We start from the raw sequence: 18,243 nt of genomic DNA on the forward strand, positions 1-18,243 counted from the left end.
TATCAGACCACCCGCTGAGTTAAGGCTGAAGTCCCCATACCAGCACCCCATTCAAATATAACGGCACCCGGCTCCAGTCGGTGTAGGCGGTTTTGGCCGGATCGTAAGAATAATCCCCTGTCTCATTGTAATTGCTCCAGTCCGTTTTGTTGATGCGCAGCTGGATCTCTCCGGTGTTCGCACCTGGTGCGAGGCTCCCGGCTGCCGGGCTGAATGAAATTTCCACGTAATAATCCGCTCCTGCGGCAGCGGGAACGAGCCTCACAAAGCTGCCCAGCACATTGCCGCTGCCCACTGTGGCATAATCCACATTGAACTGCTGCGCCTTGTCCCCGTCAACGGCGTAATAATAACGGAGCTTGAGCTTGCTGAGTTCTACCGCTGTGGTTCCATTATTAACAATCCGCAGCTGTGGCCGGAGCTGGGAGTCGCCAGGGTTCGTATCCGTTGTGCGGTATTGAACCACTAAATCACCCACAGTTGGTATGGGCACAGCTGTTGGCTTGGCTGAGACTTCCGGTGAGTCCGGGCTGGTCCCTGCTGTGTTGGCGGCGCTTACGACGTAATAGTAGGTCGTATCATTGACCACGCTGGCATCGCTGTAGGTGGCCTGCGTGACATTCCCTAATGCAGTGTATGGCCCGCCGCTGGTTGTGGCCCGTTTAACCGTATAGCTGTCTGCGCCCCTTACCTTGTTCCAGCTCAGCGCAACCACTTTATCTCCGGCAGCCGCTGCCGGCTTGGAAGGCGCTTTTGGGGCAGCCGGTTCTTCGGTGCCGGTGTTGATCAGACGGTCGTATTCAGCATATGCCGTTGCCATATCCACCTGCGACCAGAAACGGTGGTACGTAAATTCAGGTGCTCCATTGTCCCATGTTTTGGTCGTTTGGTTGTAGGAGCTGTTGTACTTTCCTTGCAGATAGCTCCACTTAGGATCATTTTTGATCGCCGGGAGCACATCGGTATAGCTCGCGTACACTCCGTTGCCGCCTTTTGCCGGATCTGAGGGCACTGTCGTGCTGCCTGGTATCGTATTCCCCTGACCAAAAGTGCCGGTCCAGCCTGCCGGGAAATACATTTCTTTGGTAAAGTAGCGGGAATAATCCGCACGCTTCTCTACTGTGGTGATACCCACCCCGTCATTATAACCCCATGCCGTATCCAGCAGTGATTTAGCCAGCTGCGAGGCCGTTCCGCCAAGCGCAGTATAGCTGCCGTGCTCTGCCTTGTTCCCTGCGGCAAAGAACGTAAGCGCCTTAATATAGCTGCCCAGCACGCCTGTATCCTGGCCCGGATTCTTGGTTACAGCCTTCAGATTGCTGTTGCCGCCGAACGTACTGAAGCCGGTCCACGTATCAGGCTGTCCCTGCCACTCCACATTGCCTGGAATCCAGAACTCGCCGGGTGCGGATACCGTGGCCACCTCAGGATCATCTCCGCCCAGAATCCGTTGTCCCTGCTTGTTCAAATAGTAGCCTTCGGCGTCCGCAAGCGGACGGCTGCCGGCAAAGGCATAATCGGCGGACCAGTCAATCCAGTTCTCTATCACACGTTTGGCCATTTGGAAATTAGCCGAGGTGGTGTCCCCACCCGATGCCAGAATGTAATACAGCTCAGCTATCCGCTCCACACTCCATGCCTGCATGCCGAACCAATCGTTGGACGGAGGATCGGTATAGACGGGAGCTTCATCGTAGGCCATGCCGTAGAAAGTGCTTGTACCGGCTGGATAAGCGCTGTATGACCCGTTATAGCTGTTCGTGGCTCCGCCTGCTATAGCGCCTTCGGAGGACTGCAGCCAATTGTAGAATTCCAGCTGGCGGGTTAAGGATTTACTCCAATCCTGTCCTGCTGTTGCCGAAGCCGGAACCAGTCCGCCGGCCGGATCAGAAAGGGCATACGCCGTGACTACGTTCTGGTAGCCCTGATGCGCATGGCTGGCGCCAATTCTCCAGGCCCAGTTCCCGCTGGCGCCCAGTCCGCCGCCCCATGCGGTATACCAGGCCAGCAGATAATGGCTGGCATCCTTGCCTGTTCCGGCTTCCGGTGTGCCGTCTGCGGCACTGCCGATCTTTTGAAAATATTTGTCATACATGCCGTACCGCAGATAGTCGCCCATTTTCTTGGCTTTGTTCAGATATACAGTATTGTTGTAGCCAAGCTCTTTGGCCCAGTACATAGCCTGTACAGCACGCGCGTCAGCATCGGTAGCATCGGTATACCGCCACTGTGCCGCAGGGACACTGCTTTCTTTGGTGAACAGGCTCATGAAGCCTTCATTGGTTTTGCCGAACGATTTGTCATCCTGTGAAGGATGCGGTACAGCCTCCCAGACAGATTCCTGGGTGCCCCGCTGGAAAGTATTCACGTAAGCAGCCGTATGCGAAGGATTCAGCAGGTTCCCGAAACCGTACCAGTTGTCGACGTCCACCAGCCAGTGCATCAGATAGGTCTGGTTGTTGCCGTAAGCGGACTTCAGCTCGGCATCCAGCGGGTCTTTTCCGGGACTGTATTTGCCGTTAAGCGGGCTTGGATACTGATCCGGCTGTCCGAACTCGGAGGCATAGGTCGCCGGGCTGTTCGGGTTGTAATAGCTCATTGTCGGCTGCTCCTGCGCACCATCCCCTTCATTAACCGGGATAATGTACTTCTCCATGTTGTCCCAGGCAGACTCCAGCTTGCTCCAGTCTCCCGTATGATAGCCATACAGCACTTCCAGCCACATCCAATAGCTGTACGCCTCCGAGGTAGTCATATGTCCATAATTAGGCGCTTCGCTGAGCAGGGTCTCCACCGAATGATACGGAACGCCTTCAGCCGAAAAATAGCCGTTCGCCGGGTCTTTCAGCTGGCTGTACATTTGCAGAAACCTTGTCTGTTCGACTGAAGCGGCCTGTGCCGTTGCGGGTCTGAAATTAAAGATACCGGTTACAAGGGTGAGCGTCAGGACTGCAGCCATGGCTAAGGAAATAGGCTTTTTGATTGAACTTAGCTTCTTCATTTCGGCATGCTTCCTCTCTGGAATGAATTATGGTTCCAAGCCCCAAACCAAGGTTCCCTCACGGTGAAGTGTGACTTTGTCCCAATCGGCGAAGGCCTGCTGAGTTCCGCTGTAGGAATAGTCGTTGCTCTCATTGTACGGCGTCCAATCCGTTTTGTTGATGCGCACCTGGATTTCTCCCGTATCCGCGCCCGGAGCAAGATTTCCGGCACCCGGGGCAAAAGCAATCTCCACAAAAGAATCCGCCAGTGCGGCCGGTGCAGCCAGCTTCACAAAGCTTCCGCTCAGATTCCCGCTGCCAAGGACCGCGTAGTCGCAATGAAATTCCTGCGGCTTGTCCCCGTCCACGGTGTAATAGTAACGGAGCTTCAGTCCGCTGAGCGCTACCGCTTCTTTTCCCTTATTCACAATCTTGAACTGGCTGCGGATCTGCGCGTCGCCGGGGCTTGCATCATTGGTGCGGTACTGCACACGCAAATCTCCTTTGGCAGGCGGCGTAGTCTCACGCGGCCGGGCCGTGGCCTGTGCAGATGCGGTACTCTCCCCTACACTGTTAGAAGCGGTTACAACATAGTAATAGTCCACTCCGTTCACCAGCCCGCTGTCGCTGTAGGTCGTTCCTGTTACTGTCCCAATGACGGCATAAGGCCCTCCGTTTACCAGCGAGCGTTTGATCGTGTAGCCTGCCGCACCGCTGACAGCATTCCAGGTCAAGGAGACACTGGCATTCCCGGCGGTTGCCTGCAGTCCGGACGGACGGCCCGGCACCTGGGGTTCACCGGGATTGCCGCCGGAAGGCAGTTCCCCATACACTTTGACGCCTGCATCAAACACCGGAATGAACGGATTCTTCACAGGAGAGGAGGCACCGGAAGCCACACCCTTGAAGGAAAAATCATTCGTGTTATCCCAGAAGGCCGTGTTCAGCGGAGCACTGATCCGGAACTGAATCTCCTTGCGGTAGGCGGATTGTCCGCCAGGATAAACCGGTGTCCCGGTAAAGTCAATTTTCGTGTAATAAATATGGTTGGCCTCGTCAAAGGGAAGCAGCTGCGAAACGGTTCCGCCCTGATTATAGCCCCCTGCCTTGACCGTGATATCCTCCGGCCCGTACCCGGCAGCGGCAGCTTCACTAAGATCCACATAGTAATTAAAGGACATCTGGCTGCTGGAACGTGCCGGCCAGCCCGAGCGGTTATTGAGCAATGCGCGGATCTCCACGAAATTGCTGCCGCTCGCATTCACCGAAGTCTCGGTGAACATCTCATCCTCACGCGTTTCAGCCGGAGGGAAATTCTCCAGCGGCTGCTGGCCCTGGCCGTGCAAGAGCATCATTTTGGCCAAAGCGCCGGTAAAGGCTGAATTGTAATCAGTTGCAACTTCGTTGGAGACATAGTCGCTGATCGTATCCGTATAGCTGTCGGTCTTGGAAGGTCCTCCGACCAGCGCACCATACAGCACATGGCGGTGGTCGGCAGGGGTCGTCTGGCTGTCGCTCCAGGAACCATGTGAGGTCCGGTGATGCGGATGCTGCGGCGCATTGCTGCCGAAGCCGATGACATAACTGCTGCTCCGCGGATTATCCCCCAGCATATACGTAATCTGCCGTTCGGCAAATGTCCGGGCTGTATTCTGCTTCACCGGGTCGCTTACCCAGTCCGCATAGACAAAAGCCAGAAATGCCTGATTGGCCGCATAGCGCAGCGCCCCCCACTGGTCCAAATGCGCAAGTCCCCCGGGAGTATAGGCAACCCTGTCGGCTGTCCCGTTCACTCCGGTGGTCCAAAACTGCATATTCCGTTCCGTGGATTGAATAAATTTGGGATCGTCTGTGATGCGCGACAGCAGCAGTTGGGCACCGTAATGCTTGTCATCCCAGGATTGTGTCCATTGATAGCCCCATTGCCCGGACTGATTGGTGACCCACGAATTGCTCGCGGTTACGGCTTTGTCCAGATAAGTCTGGTCGCCGGTCGCCATATACAGCCAGACTCCGCCCCAGCTTAATTCGTCGGCATAACCGCTCCATGATTTGTAATACTGCGCCGCATCCGTGATGCTCTCGGAATATACCCCCGGTACGTATCGGCAAAATTGTATAATTGCTTGGCATGGAGCAGCAGCTTGTCCGCATATGCGGCATCCGAATCCCTGAAAATAATTGCTGCCGATGCCAGCGCGGCGGCAGTTTCCGCCGCCAGATCAGAACCGGGATGAGCCGCATCAATTTTGTACGAAGGGCGCGCCATCGGCATGACCTCTACGGCTCCCCACCAGTTATGATCCGCTGTGCCGTTGCCGACCTGTCCCCACAGCTCATTGGGTGCGGTATGCGCTTTCATAAAATAGTCTGTGGCCCAGCGGATATTGTCCAGAATCTCATCCAGCTGTCCTGATTGCACATAACCATCCTTGTACTCATACACCGACCAGGCCAGCATTGTCGCCGTGTACGCCATAGGAAGCCCGAATTTGACGTGGTCTCCCGCATCATACCAGCCCCCGGTCAGATCATGGCCGACATCCGCACCATCCTGCAGCCCGGAGTCGCCCCGCCATTCCACACGGTTGTTATCCGGCAGCTCGCCCGATCGCTGGGCTTCATAGAAATAGATGGATTTCTGCAGTGCCTCTGCATAATTGTATCCGCTTCCCTCCGCTTTGCTGACAGACGGGTGAAATAACGCCCCTGAGAACATTGTGCACGTTAACATTACACTCAAGGATAAAATAAGGCCTTGCTTCCGTTTCCTTGGACTCATACAAACCCAGCTCCCTTCTCCATCTGATCTTCCTGCTTCCGTTCCTGCTCCATCGGCTTCTTCACGTACCGATACCTCCCCGGACTTCAGGTTTGGACATCTTTTACCGCCTTATACCGCCAAATCCATCCTTCACCTCCCATAGTGATGTCAGGTTTAGCTCATCCCACCTCAATACATACCATATACAGGTAATTAATTCTATATATTTACATCTAAAATATATGAGAAACCGGAGTTTTTGTAAAAAAATTACCATTTCGGTCATATTTTCCGCTCTAAATTGATTGAACCTGAAATCTATAATATTAATGTTCCGATCCAATAGAACCTTCATGCCGCCTATTGGCGGCACTTCAGACGATGAAATCCCGGAGAAGGCCCTCAATTGGGCTTCGCCAAATTCGAGGCTTCCCTAACAATGTCATATGAATGGGACATCGTTATTTGCAGGATAGAACACGCCGGAGTCTCCCGGACATAAAACAGGACGATCCCCGGCAAGCCCCAGGAACCGTCCAAAGTATCGGGTGAACTCTATATCAATGCTATAAATCTAAGTATGGAGAAAATATTTTTGAGCGAACAAGTTGCTGAAGAGACATGATTAAGCGCACACACCTTACGGTATTACGAGCAAACCGGGGTAATTCATGATATATCACAGGACGAAAATGGATATTGACAGTATTCAAGAGCCGATACCGCGTGGTTTCAGGTTATTAAGTACAAACGGTTTTTCAATAGCTACTTCTCCTTGAGTGCTACTGCCCACGCCGCAGACCCTGATTATGGCGGATTTTGGCTTCATTTCCCTGCTCGGTAGCCTGGTAGAATACCCTCCGGCTAATCGCCTTCGGCAAATATTCCTGCTTCACATAATGGCCGGGAAAGTTATGCGGATACTGGTATCCCTCATGCCCAAGCGCCGCCGAGCCTTTGTAGTGTGTATCGCGCAGATGCAGCGGTACCTCGGCGGATTTCAGCTCTTCAATACTGTCCATCGCCCTGGAAATCGCCATAACCACGGCGTTCGACTTCGGACTCTCGACCGCGAACAGGATCGCCTGGGCGATGTTCAGCTTGGCCTCCGGCCAGCCATTGTTGCGGTAGGCCTCAAGTGCGCTGACCGCCTGCACCATCGCCTGCGGATTGGCCAGGCCGATATCTTCGCTGCTGGCCGCAATCAGGCGGCGGATGAAGGTCATCGGGTCCATGCCGAGCTTCTCTACGGCATAGAGAAACCAGAACAGGGCGGCATCGCTGGAGCCGCGGATGCTTTTGTGAAAAGCCGACAGAACGTCATACTGGGTCGACTCGTCGGCTTTGACAATCGGGCGGCGGATCGACTCTTCCGCCACCGCAAGCGTAATATGCACGCTGCCGTCAGGCTCCGGCGCTGTGGTCATCGCCGCCAGCTCCAGCGCGTTCAGCGCCCGCCGGATATCGCCGTTCGCCATATCCGCTATATGCTGCAGTGCTTCCTCATCGGCCTGCAGCTGCATGAATCCGAGCCCCCGCTTCTCGTCGGCAAGTGCTCTCCGCATCGCAACCAGGCTGTGTTCACTGGTCAGGGATTCCAGCTGAAACAGCGTGGAGCGGCTCATAAGCGCCCCGTTCACATAATGGAACGGATTCTCGGTGGTCGCGCCGATAAAAATAATCGTCCCTTTCTCCACCGCAGGCAGCAGCGCATCCTGGCGGGAACTGTTGAAACGGTGCACTTCGTCCAGGAACAGTATCGTCTTCGAGCCGTACAGCGATTTATTGCTTTGGGCCCGCTCGATCACCTCGCGCACATCCTTGACCGAGGCTTCCACTGCATTCAGCCGCACAAACTCGCCCTGCGTGTGATGGGAAATGATATGGGCCAGGGTCGTCTTTCCGCAGCCGGGAGGGCCGTAAAGCAGGATGGAAGACACCTGATCAGCTTCAATGGCGCGGCGCAGCAGCTTGCCTGGGCCAACAATATGCTCCTGGCCGATATATTCATCGAGATTCTCCGGCCGCATCCGGTCTGCCAGCAGACGGCCCCCCGCCGTATCCTCACCGAAAGAAAATAAATCCATGATTCCACTTCCTTGCTGTAATCTTGTAATCTAAACCAAACATTACTGCTCTCTATCATACCACACAGCGGCAGCAATCAAGAGATGCCACAAGTAGAAACGGCTACGCCGTCCTTATCAGGAGCCTATGCTTTCGAAGCAGCGATACAGGGTATCGCTTTCAGGTACCCGTTTCAGCGAGAAATAGAAGGATAATTTATAGCGTAAGCATATAAATATATTTTAAAAAAGAGCATGACCTCGCCCTCCCGGCGGGTGCCATGCTCTTTGTTCAAAGTTTAGACTAGCGGTTCATCGCCAGCCGCATTTTTGAGATGATTTTGCGGATGCTTTCCTCAGATAAATGGTATCTCTTCTGCAGCTCGTTCACCGAGCAGCCGCTGCTGTGACTGCAGAAAATCTCCTCGTTGCGGCTGGCAATCTCTTGCCGGGAGCCGCTGTTTTCGCCCCATTTTACGCGTTGCTCTGTTTTCTTAGGGATGTAGAGCAGCTCACCCTGAATATATCCCTGCAGCTCTTCGAGCAGGCCCGGGGGAGCACATCCTTTCCATTTACATAACTCACTTAATGTTTCCTCCTTCAACAGGTGTGTTCCCTTAAGTCCGATCATTGCGCTGTTCATCAGCAACATGTCACCTGCCTCCTTTCATCTCCTCATATTTGGTAAAACCGTAATTTCATTATATAAAAACCCGTGGTTAGCGTCTACATTCAAAGTCATTTCACGGCAGCAAGCCCCTTCTGTCCAGCAGCCGGCTCCGTGTCTGTGTTCATAAATGATAAGGAGGCCTCGCGGCCTCCTCATATGCAGGCTTCCGTACTAGACGGAAACCACCTCGTATTCTGAAATCATTGCAATCAGCCTCCTTCCAGAAGTAATCTTGCCCGGCCGGACACTTATTATTAAGCCATAGGCCAGCCACAGTTACAAGTTCAAGAATAGTTATAATCGTTCTCCACCAAAATGCAAAAGAATATTTTGACGAAACACTAAATAATAAGTCGATAAATGTCGAAATAAATAATAATTTATCTATTTATTTTGAGATATGGGGGAAATTACTATGACAGCTGTCCGGAGTGCTTTAACACGTTTTTTTCACATCAAGAAACTCAGAACTGAGTTGATGCTGTTCATTATTACCGCCATTGTAATTCCTTCTCTTGCCCTGGCTGTCATCTCCTCGGAAACTTCCAAAACAGAGCTGCGCTCCAAAATGGAGGACACCACAAACTCCAGCATCCATATCCTCGATAAAACGCTGACCCAGCTGATTCAGCTGGAAAGCGCAAGTGTCAATGAGCTGGCTGACCAGATTTCCGCAGCAGATGTGACAAGCGGTTCCGCCCGGGTCCGCAAGCTGATTGACAAATTCAAGGCGGAGCATCCCGAAATTGACATCGTTGCCCTGGGCAACACTGACGGCAAATTTATGCTGTCCCCCACATCCGATCCGAAGGATTATGATCCCAGGGTACGGGACTGGTATATTGCTGCACTGAAAAGCTCCTGAGTCCGCATCTGTGATTGACCCGATTTATTCCAAAGTGGCGGGATCATTTATTCTGCCGATCTCGCGGGCCTTTCCGGATGGTAAGGGAGCCGTTTCCATCAGTCTCAGCATGAACGGCCTGATGGAGCTGGCCAAGACGGTAAGTCTCGGTTCGAGCGGCTATGTCTATATCCTGGACAGCCAGAATAAGGTCATCTATCATCCTGCGATGGAGGTTGCCACACCCGTCACAGGGGCTTTGCTGGATGCCCTGAGTACTGCCCCCATGGGCAAGGTGTCGTACAAAGACACTACGGCCGATACGCAAATGGACGGCTACTATGTAACTAATGAGCTGTCCGGCTTCAAAATAGTTGGAGTTCTTCCAGCGGACGAATACACGCGGGCGGTGTATCCTATTCTGTACAAATCGGCAATTGTTCTGGCGGTTGCCTTAATTGTGGCGATTGCTGTTACCTTCCTTATAATCCGCCGGATCACTGCACCGCTGGAGGCGCTGAACCGTTCCGCCAAGCGGGTAAGTGAAGGCCAGCTGGATGAATCCGTTACGACCCGCCGCAAGGATGAGATCGGCGAACTTGCCGGGAATTATAACGCCATGGTGCAATCGCTCCGCACCATGGTGCAGGATGTATCGGAGACATCCGGGCATCTGGCGGCAGCCAGTGAGCAGCTTACCGCCAGCACCGGAGAGAACAGCAAGGCCGTGGAGTATGTCACCGAGCTGATAGAGGATTCTACGCGCGGCGTGGAGGCCCAGGCTTACGCGTCCGCCGAAGTGGCTGCAACGATGGATGAAATGTCCGAAGCGATCCACAAAATCGCCTCAGCCTCGCAATCCATTGTCAGCGCGGCACTGCTGACAGAGAAGGATGTCGACAACGGCAGCGCCAAGGTGCAGCATGTCGGGAACCAAATGCAGACGATCCACCGCTCAGTGCAGCAGTCAAGCAGCCTGATCGCCGATCTGAACGGGCTTAGCGCCAAGGTAGCGGAGACCAGCACGGCTATTGCGTCCATCGCCAAGCAGACCAATCTGCTGTCGCTGAATGCGGGGATTGAAGCCGCGCGGGCCGGAGAGCATGGCAGAGGATTTGCCGTTGTGGCCGGAGAAGTGCGCAAGCTGTCCGAAGCTTCCAAGGTAAGCGCGGGACAAATCCAGGAAACCATCTCCGAGATGGTCGGTCTGATCGCGAGCGTCTACGATGTAATGAGGCATCAAGTGGTTGCGGATGTGGAGCAGGGCATGACTCTGGCACTTGAGGCCGGTGAGGCCTTTACCCAAATCGAGCAGTCTACCCGCCACGTGGGAGAGCAAATCCATGAAGTCTCGGCGATTACCGAACAAATGTCGGCCAGCTCCGCTGAGGTAGCCGCCTCGGTACAGGAAATGGCCAACATTGCGAAGGCGGCGCTGGATTCCTTCCAAAGCGTTACGGCGGCGACGGAAGAACAGCTTGCCTCCATGGAGGAGATCACCTCCTCTTCCGCAGCGCTGTCCGCGATGGCATCCGATATGCAGCAGCAGGTGGAGCGCTTCCAGTTCACGGCACAGCACAAAGGCCAGTAAGCAGCTTCATATGCAAGTGGAAACGGCTGTCCCAAAGCCATGAAAAGAATGCTTGGGACAGCCTCTACTGTGAGAAATATAAGGATGATTGATGAAGTGAAACATAGTACGTTAATATTTGAACAAAATCACCTTGGCAGGTAAATAAGGTCTTGGAGGTTATGAAGTCCGCATTTGCTGTACAATATGCAGGATTGAGCATCCATTTGGTGCAGTCAGGCTCACATTGTTGTACAATTTACAAGATTTTTGTTCATTTAGCGTGCTTAAGTCACAGATTGTTGTATAACGTGCAAGATGTTCATCGATTCGGCCTGCTTAAGACATACTTTGTTGTATTCCGTGCAAGATGTTCGAGGGTTAACCCCTCTCTCAGGGGAACCCAAGTTTCTTATTTATGCTAAACTTCCAGGTTGTTCACATTTTTTGGTATGGCGTAATTTCCTAAACGACGACAAGTGGAAAAAGGAAAACTAATTTTGCTAGAGTATCCTGTCCTCGACAGATGAAGTGGAAAAAGGTACACTAATTCAGCTCATTTCGCCATTGGACAAGAAAAGTGGCCTAATTAGATTTACTTTTTCCACTTAATTCTCAGGATTTTTTAATTTCCGGAAAAATAAGCTCCCTTTTTCCAACTAGCGCCTGCGAAGAAGCCTGGTAAGCGAGTGCTGGTTGGGATTAGGATATCTAGACCGGCCAATCCCGCCGATGGCATTTCGACAACGGGATTTCTGCCGTTGTTACCGGGCTAGCCGGCCTTCGACTTTCCTATAACGGCATTTCTGCCGTTGTTTCCAGCCTAGCCGGCCGACGGCTCTCCAACAACGGCATTTCTGCCGTTGTTCATTACAAATTCGTCCAAAATGCAATTTTCCATAGCATTATGTATAATTTAGACCGCCCTCTTCACCGGGGGCGGTCCTTGTTGTAGATGAGAGCTTAATCCGGTACATGGGATTTCTTACTCCGGCCAGCCCTGCACGGTCCCTTCTCCATTCTGCAAATATGGGGGAAGCCCTTCTCCGTGCAGTATCCACAGCTCATGGAGGGCCCGGGTACAGCCTACATACATCAGCTTCGCATCCCACGCTGCGCCACCGTAATGGTCTGAATCCGCATCGGCGAGGATGACGGCGTCGAACTCCAGCCCCTTGGACAGATAAACCGGAAGCACAGACAGTCCTCCCCGGTATTCAGTCATGCTGCCGTCGATCAGATGAATATCCTCGAAATGTCCAGCAAGCTCTGTGTACAACTCAGCGGCTTCCCGCAGGCTGCGGGTTAATACGGCCACCGTGCGGTATTCCCGGCCCGAGAGCGAGGCGAGCGCTGTTCTAACGGCTTGAATCCGGCGGTCTCCGCCTGCAGCGGGGGCCGGGAGCGGCTGGCCGTAGGAAACCAGCCGCACGGGATTTCCGCTGCGGAAGACAGGCACGGCGAGCAGGCTGCTGCCGACTCCGGCAGACAGAATGCCGTTGGCGAATTCAATAATCTCCATCGTTGAACGGTAGCTTCGCGTCAGCGCGTGGTAAGCCGTGTGCTCCGGGGCGAACAGGTTCTGCATTTCTTCCCAGGCATGGACGCCTTTATAGGCATGAATCCCCTGTGACAGATCGCCCAGGATGGTAAAGGAATGCCCTTTTACATACAGGTCCAGCACAGCAATCTGAAAAGGCGAGAAATCCTGGGCTTCATCAATCACGATATGATCAAAGCGGCTGCCGCCTTCATTGCCGTTCAGCAAATAATGAATATAGAGCAGCGGAGGGAGGTCCTCTTCATGCAGAATGCCTTTTTTGAGGTCCTTGACTGTTGATGCCAGCACTCCCTGCGGAATGCTCTCCGGTGCCTCCGCTGGCCAATCTTCAGGCACCTTCACTGCACGGAAGATCTGCTTGTAAATCGTCAGCGGGTCATATTTCGGCCATTTGGCACTGTAGGCCTTCTCACGTGCCGCGCTTTTCTTCTTGCGGTCCTTTAGCGCCGCAGCCGAAGGGCTTTTCTTCAGCTCCATTTCGATCCAGCGGTGAATCCGCGCCATCACCCGCTCCTTGCGCTTGGCAGGCGGATATGGGGCGTATTCCTCATTATGCCAGCGTACAATCATGGAGCGGCGCAGCACCGAGCCCTCCCATGGACAAAAATCCCCTGCCGGCACCGCACCGTTCTCCAGCAGGCCTATGACCGATTCTATATTTCCCATCAGTGCAGTCGATCCCTTGAAGCGGCCCGGGGTTTCTTCGGTGATCTCCGGCATGCCGCCTTCTTTTTCGAACCAATAGCTCATGGTTTCTGCAGCATTCTGCTCCGGCAGCACAACCCCAAGCACATCCGCAGCCCAGTCGGGAAAGGTGCTCTGGGCAATATTGCCGACGCCCAGCTCGGGCAGCACGTCCGAAATATAATCGAGGAACATCCGGTTCGGTGCGAAAATAATCATTTTCTCCGCTGACACCTGCTCCTTGTATTGATACAGCAGAAAGGCCAGACGATGCAGCGCGACCGTGGTTTTCCCGCTGCCTGCCACGCCCTGGATAATCAGTGCGGTGTTTTTCGCCGCCCGGATAATCTTGTCCTGCTCCTGCTGAATCGTCGAGACGATGTCACGAAGACGGTTGTCCTTGTTCTCCCCCAGCCGGTAGACGAGAAATTCATCCGAGACAGCCGGCCCGTCACTGTCGCGGTTATAAGTATCCGCCACCCTCTCCAGGATCTGCTTGCGGATTACCACGTTGCGCTTCAAATAGACCAGCCCTTCGACCAGTCCTTCCGGGGCTTCGTAGGAGGCCGGCTCCGTGCCGCCGGTAAACGAATAGAACAGGCTCGCCACCGGTGCCCGCCAGTCTATGACCAGCGGACGGTCGCTTACCTGTTCCCGGTCTACACCGATTTTACCGATATAGAGCGCCTTGCGCCCATCCTCATCCTTGCCCTGAAAATCAAGCCGTCCAAAGTAAGGCTCCTGCCGCAGCTTGGCAAGATCTTTGCGCCGCTGTTCCCTTGAGGCCTCCAGCGCCTGCTCCGTATAATCATGCCCTGTGTATACCGGAATGCCGCGCAGCCTCTCAAGAACTGTGTCAATCTCCGTAAGCGCGCTGTTCAGCCTGTCTTCTTCCTCTTGATAGGCACTTTGAAAGTTGTCCTCCAATTTCAGTTACCTCCTAAAAGTTATGCGGGCATACGCCTGTGTTGCCAAGCGCACCCTGATTTGCCTCGTGCAAGACTGGCTTCAGTCACACAAAAAGGATATTTATCATATCACAACAGATTCTGGAATACCATAACATAGTGACTGGAAGGCCTATCCCATAAAAGCATGCAGCACAAAGTTGGCTATGAACAGGCCGGCAATGCCATACAGTGCGGGCGGAACCTCCTTGCCTTTGCCCATGGCCAGTTTGACAACCGGATAGGTAATGAAGCCAAAAGCCATGCCGTCCACGATGCTGTAGGTGAACGGAATCATCACCATGATCAGGAATGCCGGAAACAGCTCGGTCAAATCGCTGAGGTCCATCTCACGCACATTCTGCACCATCAGGCCGCCGATGACGATCAGAATCGGCGCGATGGCGCTGTCCGGCACGTAGGCCAGCAGCGGAATGAACAGGAACGTGGCCCCGAACAGCAGGCCGGTGATCAGCGAGGTTAGACCGGAGCGCCCGCCTGCTGCGATCCCGGCTGTGGATTCGGCAGCCGCAACTGCGGGGCTGCTGCCGAACAACCCGGCTGCGATATTGGCAATCGATAGCGCGCGCAGGCTGCTTTTGAAGCGTTCCGGCCGGCCCGCCATCAGCGTCTGGGATGAGATCAGACCGATATTTTCAAAAACCACAATCAACAGCAGCAGGAATACGGCAATCCAGAAGACGAGGCTGAGGCCTCTGCCCCAGTCCATGCCGGCAAACACATCGCTGTAACCCGCGAACATATGCCCGGAATCCGTATTCTCCGGTACATGCGCCGCTCCCAGCAAATAGGCCATCCCTGTGCCCGCCAGCATACTGATCAGCAGTCCTCCGCGTGTGCCGCGGATGAACAGCACCAGCGCCAGAATCAAAGTCACACAGGAGGTGATGACTGCCGGATCACTGAAATGGCCGATAGCGACGAAGGTCGTGCGGTGGGCAATGACAATCCCGCTTTTTTGCAGTCCGATAAATGTCAGAAACAGGCCGATTCCGACCGTGATCGCATGCTGCAGATTATGCGGTATCGCGTCGCTCAAAATCCGGTACAGCGAGGTGAACGCCACAATGGCGAACAGCACACCTGTTACGGCCACTACTGCAAGTGCTTCGCGCCAGTCCAGCTTCATGGAGTGCACAAGCGTATACGTAAAAAAAGCATTAATCCCCATACCCGGCACCACTACAATCGGTGTTTTGCCGCCAAAAGCCATCAGCAGGCACCCGGCCACTGCCGTCAGCAGCGTTGCCACCATTCCGGCCCGCAGCGGCATTCCCGCATCATGCAGAATCGCCGCATTGACCATCACAATATATACAGAAGCAAAATAGGACAGGATGCCTGCCGAGAGTTCCCGTTTCCAGTTATCGCCCGGCTCCAGGCCTACCCTGTTTCGCCACACCTTCGAATTCATATAAAAACCTCCACTGATAGTGAAATCACGGGTACGACACTCTGTTCCCTATGCCGCAATAAAAGGGCGTAAACCGCCGGCTGGCGGCTGTACGCCCTTTGTTCATTTATATTTCCTGCTTATCTGATTCGCTTCATTTATCCGCTGAGCCGGCCTCCAGGAGGTCGCGTACGGCAACGCTGACCATAATAAGTCCTACTACAGGCGGCACAAATGAATTGCTGGCCGGCGGCTGTTTGGCCTTACGTCTGTCCGGAGCATTGGCAGGGACAATCTGTTCTGTAACATCCTCACGGGGCTTAACCGGCTCTTCGGTTGAGAAGACCACCTTTACGCCCTTCTTGATGCCTTCCTTGCGCAGCTTCTGGCGGATGACCCGGGCAATCGGGTCCATGCTGGTCTTGGAAATGTCGGCAACCTGAAAGCGGGTCGGGTCCATTTTGTTAGCCGCACCCATGCTTGAGATCATCGGGATTCCCCGGGCCAGACACTCCTTGATGATATGAACTTTGTAAATAATAGTATCTGAAGCATCGATTACGTAATCCAGCTTGTACTTGAACAGCTCCTCATACGTTTCCTCCGTATAGAACATGTTCAGCGCAATTGCTTCGCATTCCGGATTAATCAGTTTGATGCGCTCGACCATCAGATCCGTTTTGTTCTGGCCGATGGTAGTGGTCAGTGCATGAATCTGGCGGTTGATATTGGTGATATCCACCGAATCTTTGTCAATCAGGATAATGCGGCCGATTCCGGTACGGGCCAGAGCTTCAACCGCCATGGCACCCACACCGCCGATCCCGAGCACTGCTACGGTGCTGTTCTTCATTATCTCCAGACCTTCCGGTCCGATCGCCAGCTCTGTACGCGAGAACTGATGCAGCATGATATACAGCCTCCTACAAATATATTTATTTCTTTTCTTTGTCCGGTTTAGGCGCCAGCTTGATGTGCAGCTGCTCCAGCTGTATTGCATCGACCGGTGCCGGAGCGTCCATCAGCAGGTCGGTTGCACTTGCTGTTTTTGGGAAGGCAATCGCTTCCCGCAGGTTCGTGCGGCCGGCAAGCAGCATAATCAGGCGGTCGAAGCCAAACGCGATTCCGCCATGCGGCGGAGTGCCGTATTCAAAGGCATCCAGCAGATAACCGAACTTCTCGTAGGCCACTTCCGTTGTGAACCCAAGCGCGTCGAACATTTTCTCCTGTATTTCACGTTTATATATACGCTGGGAACCGCCGCCCACCTCATAACCGTTAAGCACAATATCATAGGCTTGTGCGCGGATGGCTCCAGGATCGGTGTCGAACAGGTGCAGGTCTTCATCCATCGGACGGGTGAACGGATGATGTTCCGCCACATAACGCTTCTGGTCTTCGTCATAGCCGAGCAGCGGGAATTCAGTCACCCAGGCGAATTTGAAGACACTGTCGTCAATTAGGCCAAGCTGGCGGCCGATCTTAAGGCGCAGCGCCCCAAGCACATCTGCCACTACCTTCTTAGTGTCAGCGGAGAAGAGCAAGAGGTCGCCTTCTTCAGCGCCGGTACGCTCCTTCACAGCTGCAATCTCTTCCTCCGTAAAGAATTTCACGATTGGACCTTTGAATTCTCCGTCCTTCACCTGAATCCAGGCCAGTCCTTTCGCACCGTAGCGTGCAGCGTAAGGTCCCAGATCATCAATTTCCTTGCGGGTCCATGTGCCGCAGCCTTTGGCGTTCAGGCATTTCACCTCTCCGCCCTTCTCGATGACGGAGGCGAACACCTTCACACCGCTGGCGGCCACGATATCATTCATTTCCACCAGTTCCAGACCAAAGCGCAGGTCCGGTTTATCCGAGCCGTATTTGCCCATGGCTTCGGCATAGGTCAGGCGCTGGAAGGGAACGGCCACATCGACGCCAACGGTTTCCTTCAGCAGGCGCTGCATGAGGGTTTCCATCAAAGACAGCAGTTCGTCCTGAGGCATAAATGAGGTCTCAATATCGAACTGGGTGAATTCCGGCTGGCGGTCAGCACGCAGGTCCTCGTCGCGGAAGCAGCGGGCCATTTGGTAATAGCGCTCAATGCCGCCGACCATCAGCAGCTGCTTGTAAATCTGCGGCGACTGCGGGAGCCCGAAGAATTCACCTTCATGCACACGGCTTGGCACCAGATAATCGCGTGCGCCTTCCGGGGAGCTTTTGGTCAGGATTGGCGTTTCGATTTCGATAAAGCCTTCGCTGTCCAGGAAGTCACGGAATATCTTAGCCGCCTTGGAACGGAGCAGCATCGTCTTGTACATTTCAGGCCGGCGCAAGTCGAGGTAACGGTATTTCATACGCAGGGATTCATCAACTTCCACACCATCTTCAATGAAGAACGGAGGCGTTTTAGCCGCATTCAGCACTTCGATTTCTGTAATCTGCACTTCAATCTCACCGGTAGGCAGGTTGCGGTTAATGGTTTCTTCATCTCTTTTTACAACTTTACCCGTAACGGATAACACGTATTCACTGCGCACCTTGTCAGCAATCTGCAGGGCTTCACCGGAATAGTCCGGGTTAAACACAACTTGCACAATTCCGGTACGGTCGCGCAGGTCGATAAACAGCACGCCTCCCAGGTCGCGGCGGGTCTGGACCCAACCGTTCAGCGTTACCGTCTCGCCAATATGGCCCAGCGTCAATTGTCCACAGTTATGACTTCTACTCATTATTTATCCTACCCCTTTTTGGTTAAAA

General features: G+C 53.8%; 8 protein-coding genes and 2 pseudogenes. 2 read left to right on the top strand and 8 right to left on the bottom strand.

Annotated features, from left to right (window positions below):
* Positions 1 to 19: 19 nt before the first annotated feature.
* The 4 genes and pseudogenes from JI735_RS01370 to JI735_RS01385 form a co-directional block, all read right to left on the bottom strand.
* A complete protein-coding gene (locus tag JI735_RS01370; protein WP_202676954.1) occupies positions 20 to 3,001 on the bottom strand; it encodes a glycoside hydrolase family 48 protein in 2,982 nt (993 codons plus the stop codon).
* Between the two features lie 27 nt (positions 3,002 to 3,028).
* A pseudogene (locus JI735_RS01375) lies at positions 3,029 to 5,700 on the bottom strand (glycoside hydrolase family 9 protein).
* A gap of 827 nt (positions 5,701 to 6,527) precedes the next feature.
* Positions 6,528 to 7,832: a replication-associated recombination protein A gene (locus tag JI735_RS01380; RefSeq protein WP_039835861.1), complete on the bottom strand. Its 1,305-nt coding sequence runs from the start codon at positions 7,830 to 7,832 to the stop codon at positions 6,528 to 6,530.
* 283 nt (positions 7,833 to 8,115) lie between these two features.
* A pseudogene (locus tag JI735_RS01385) lies at positions 8,116 to 8,396 on the bottom strand (CD3324 family protein).
* A gap of 563 nt (positions 8,397 to 8,959) precedes the next feature.
* On the opposite strand from JI735_RS01385, the gene JI735_RS01390 reads away from it, so the two are divergent.
* Positions 8,960 to 9,346 carry a PDC sensor domain-containing protein gene (locus JI735_RS01390; RefSeq protein WP_233476202.1) on the top strand — a complete coding sequence of 129 codons (387 nt, stop codon included), beginning with the start codon at positions 8,960 to 8,962 and terminating at the stop codon, positions 9,344 to 9,346.
* A gap of 10 nt (positions 9,347 to 9,356) precedes the next feature.
* Entirely contained in the window at positions 9,357 to 10,916 is a 1,560-nt protein-coding gene (locus JI735_RS01395; protein ID WP_202676957.1) for a methyl-accepting chemotaxis protein, read from the top strand.
* 964 nt (positions 10,917 to 11,880) lie between these two features.
* On the opposite strand, the gene JI735_RS01400 is transcribed toward JI735_RS01395, so the two are convergent.
* The 4 genes from JI735_RS01400 to aspS form a co-directional block, all read right to left on the bottom strand.
* Positions 11,881 to 14,067, bottom strand: a complete 2,187-nt coding sequence (locus tag JI735_RS01400; RefSeq protein ID WP_202676958.1) for a HelD family protein — start codon at positions 14,065 to 14,067, stop codon at positions 11,881 to 11,883.
* A 153-nt stretch (positions 14,068 to 14,220) separates the two neighbouring features.
* Positions 14,221 to 15,522 carry an NCS2 family permease gene (locus JI735_RS01405; protein WP_202676959.1) on the bottom strand — a complete coding sequence of 434 codons (1,302 nt, stop codon included), beginning with the start codon at positions 15,520 to 15,522 and terminating at the stop codon, positions 14,221 to 14,223.
* Positions 15,523 to 15,655: 133 nt separating this feature from the next.
* On the bottom strand, positions 15,656 to 16,411 hold the full coding sequence (locus JI735_RS01410; protein ID WP_039835869.1) for a tRNA threonylcarbamoyladenosine dehydratase: 756 nt from the start codon (positions 16,409 to 16,411) through the stop codon (positions 15,656 to 15,658).
* A gap of 25 nt (positions 16,412 to 16,436) precedes the next feature.
* Positions 16,437 to 18,215, bottom strand: a complete 1,779-nt coding sequence (gene aspS / locus JI735_RS01415; RefSeq protein ID WP_039835870.1) for an aspartate--tRNA ligase — start codon at positions 18,213 to 18,215, stop codon at positions 16,437 to 16,439.
* Between the last annotated feature and the right edge of the window lie 28 nt (positions 18,216 to 18,243).

This window comes from Paenibacillus sonchi, assembly GCF_016772475.1.
GTDB classification, from domain to species: domain Bacteria; phylum Bacillota; class Bacilli; order Paenibacillales; family Paenibacillaceae; genus Paenibacillus_AQ; species Paenibacillus_AQ sonchi.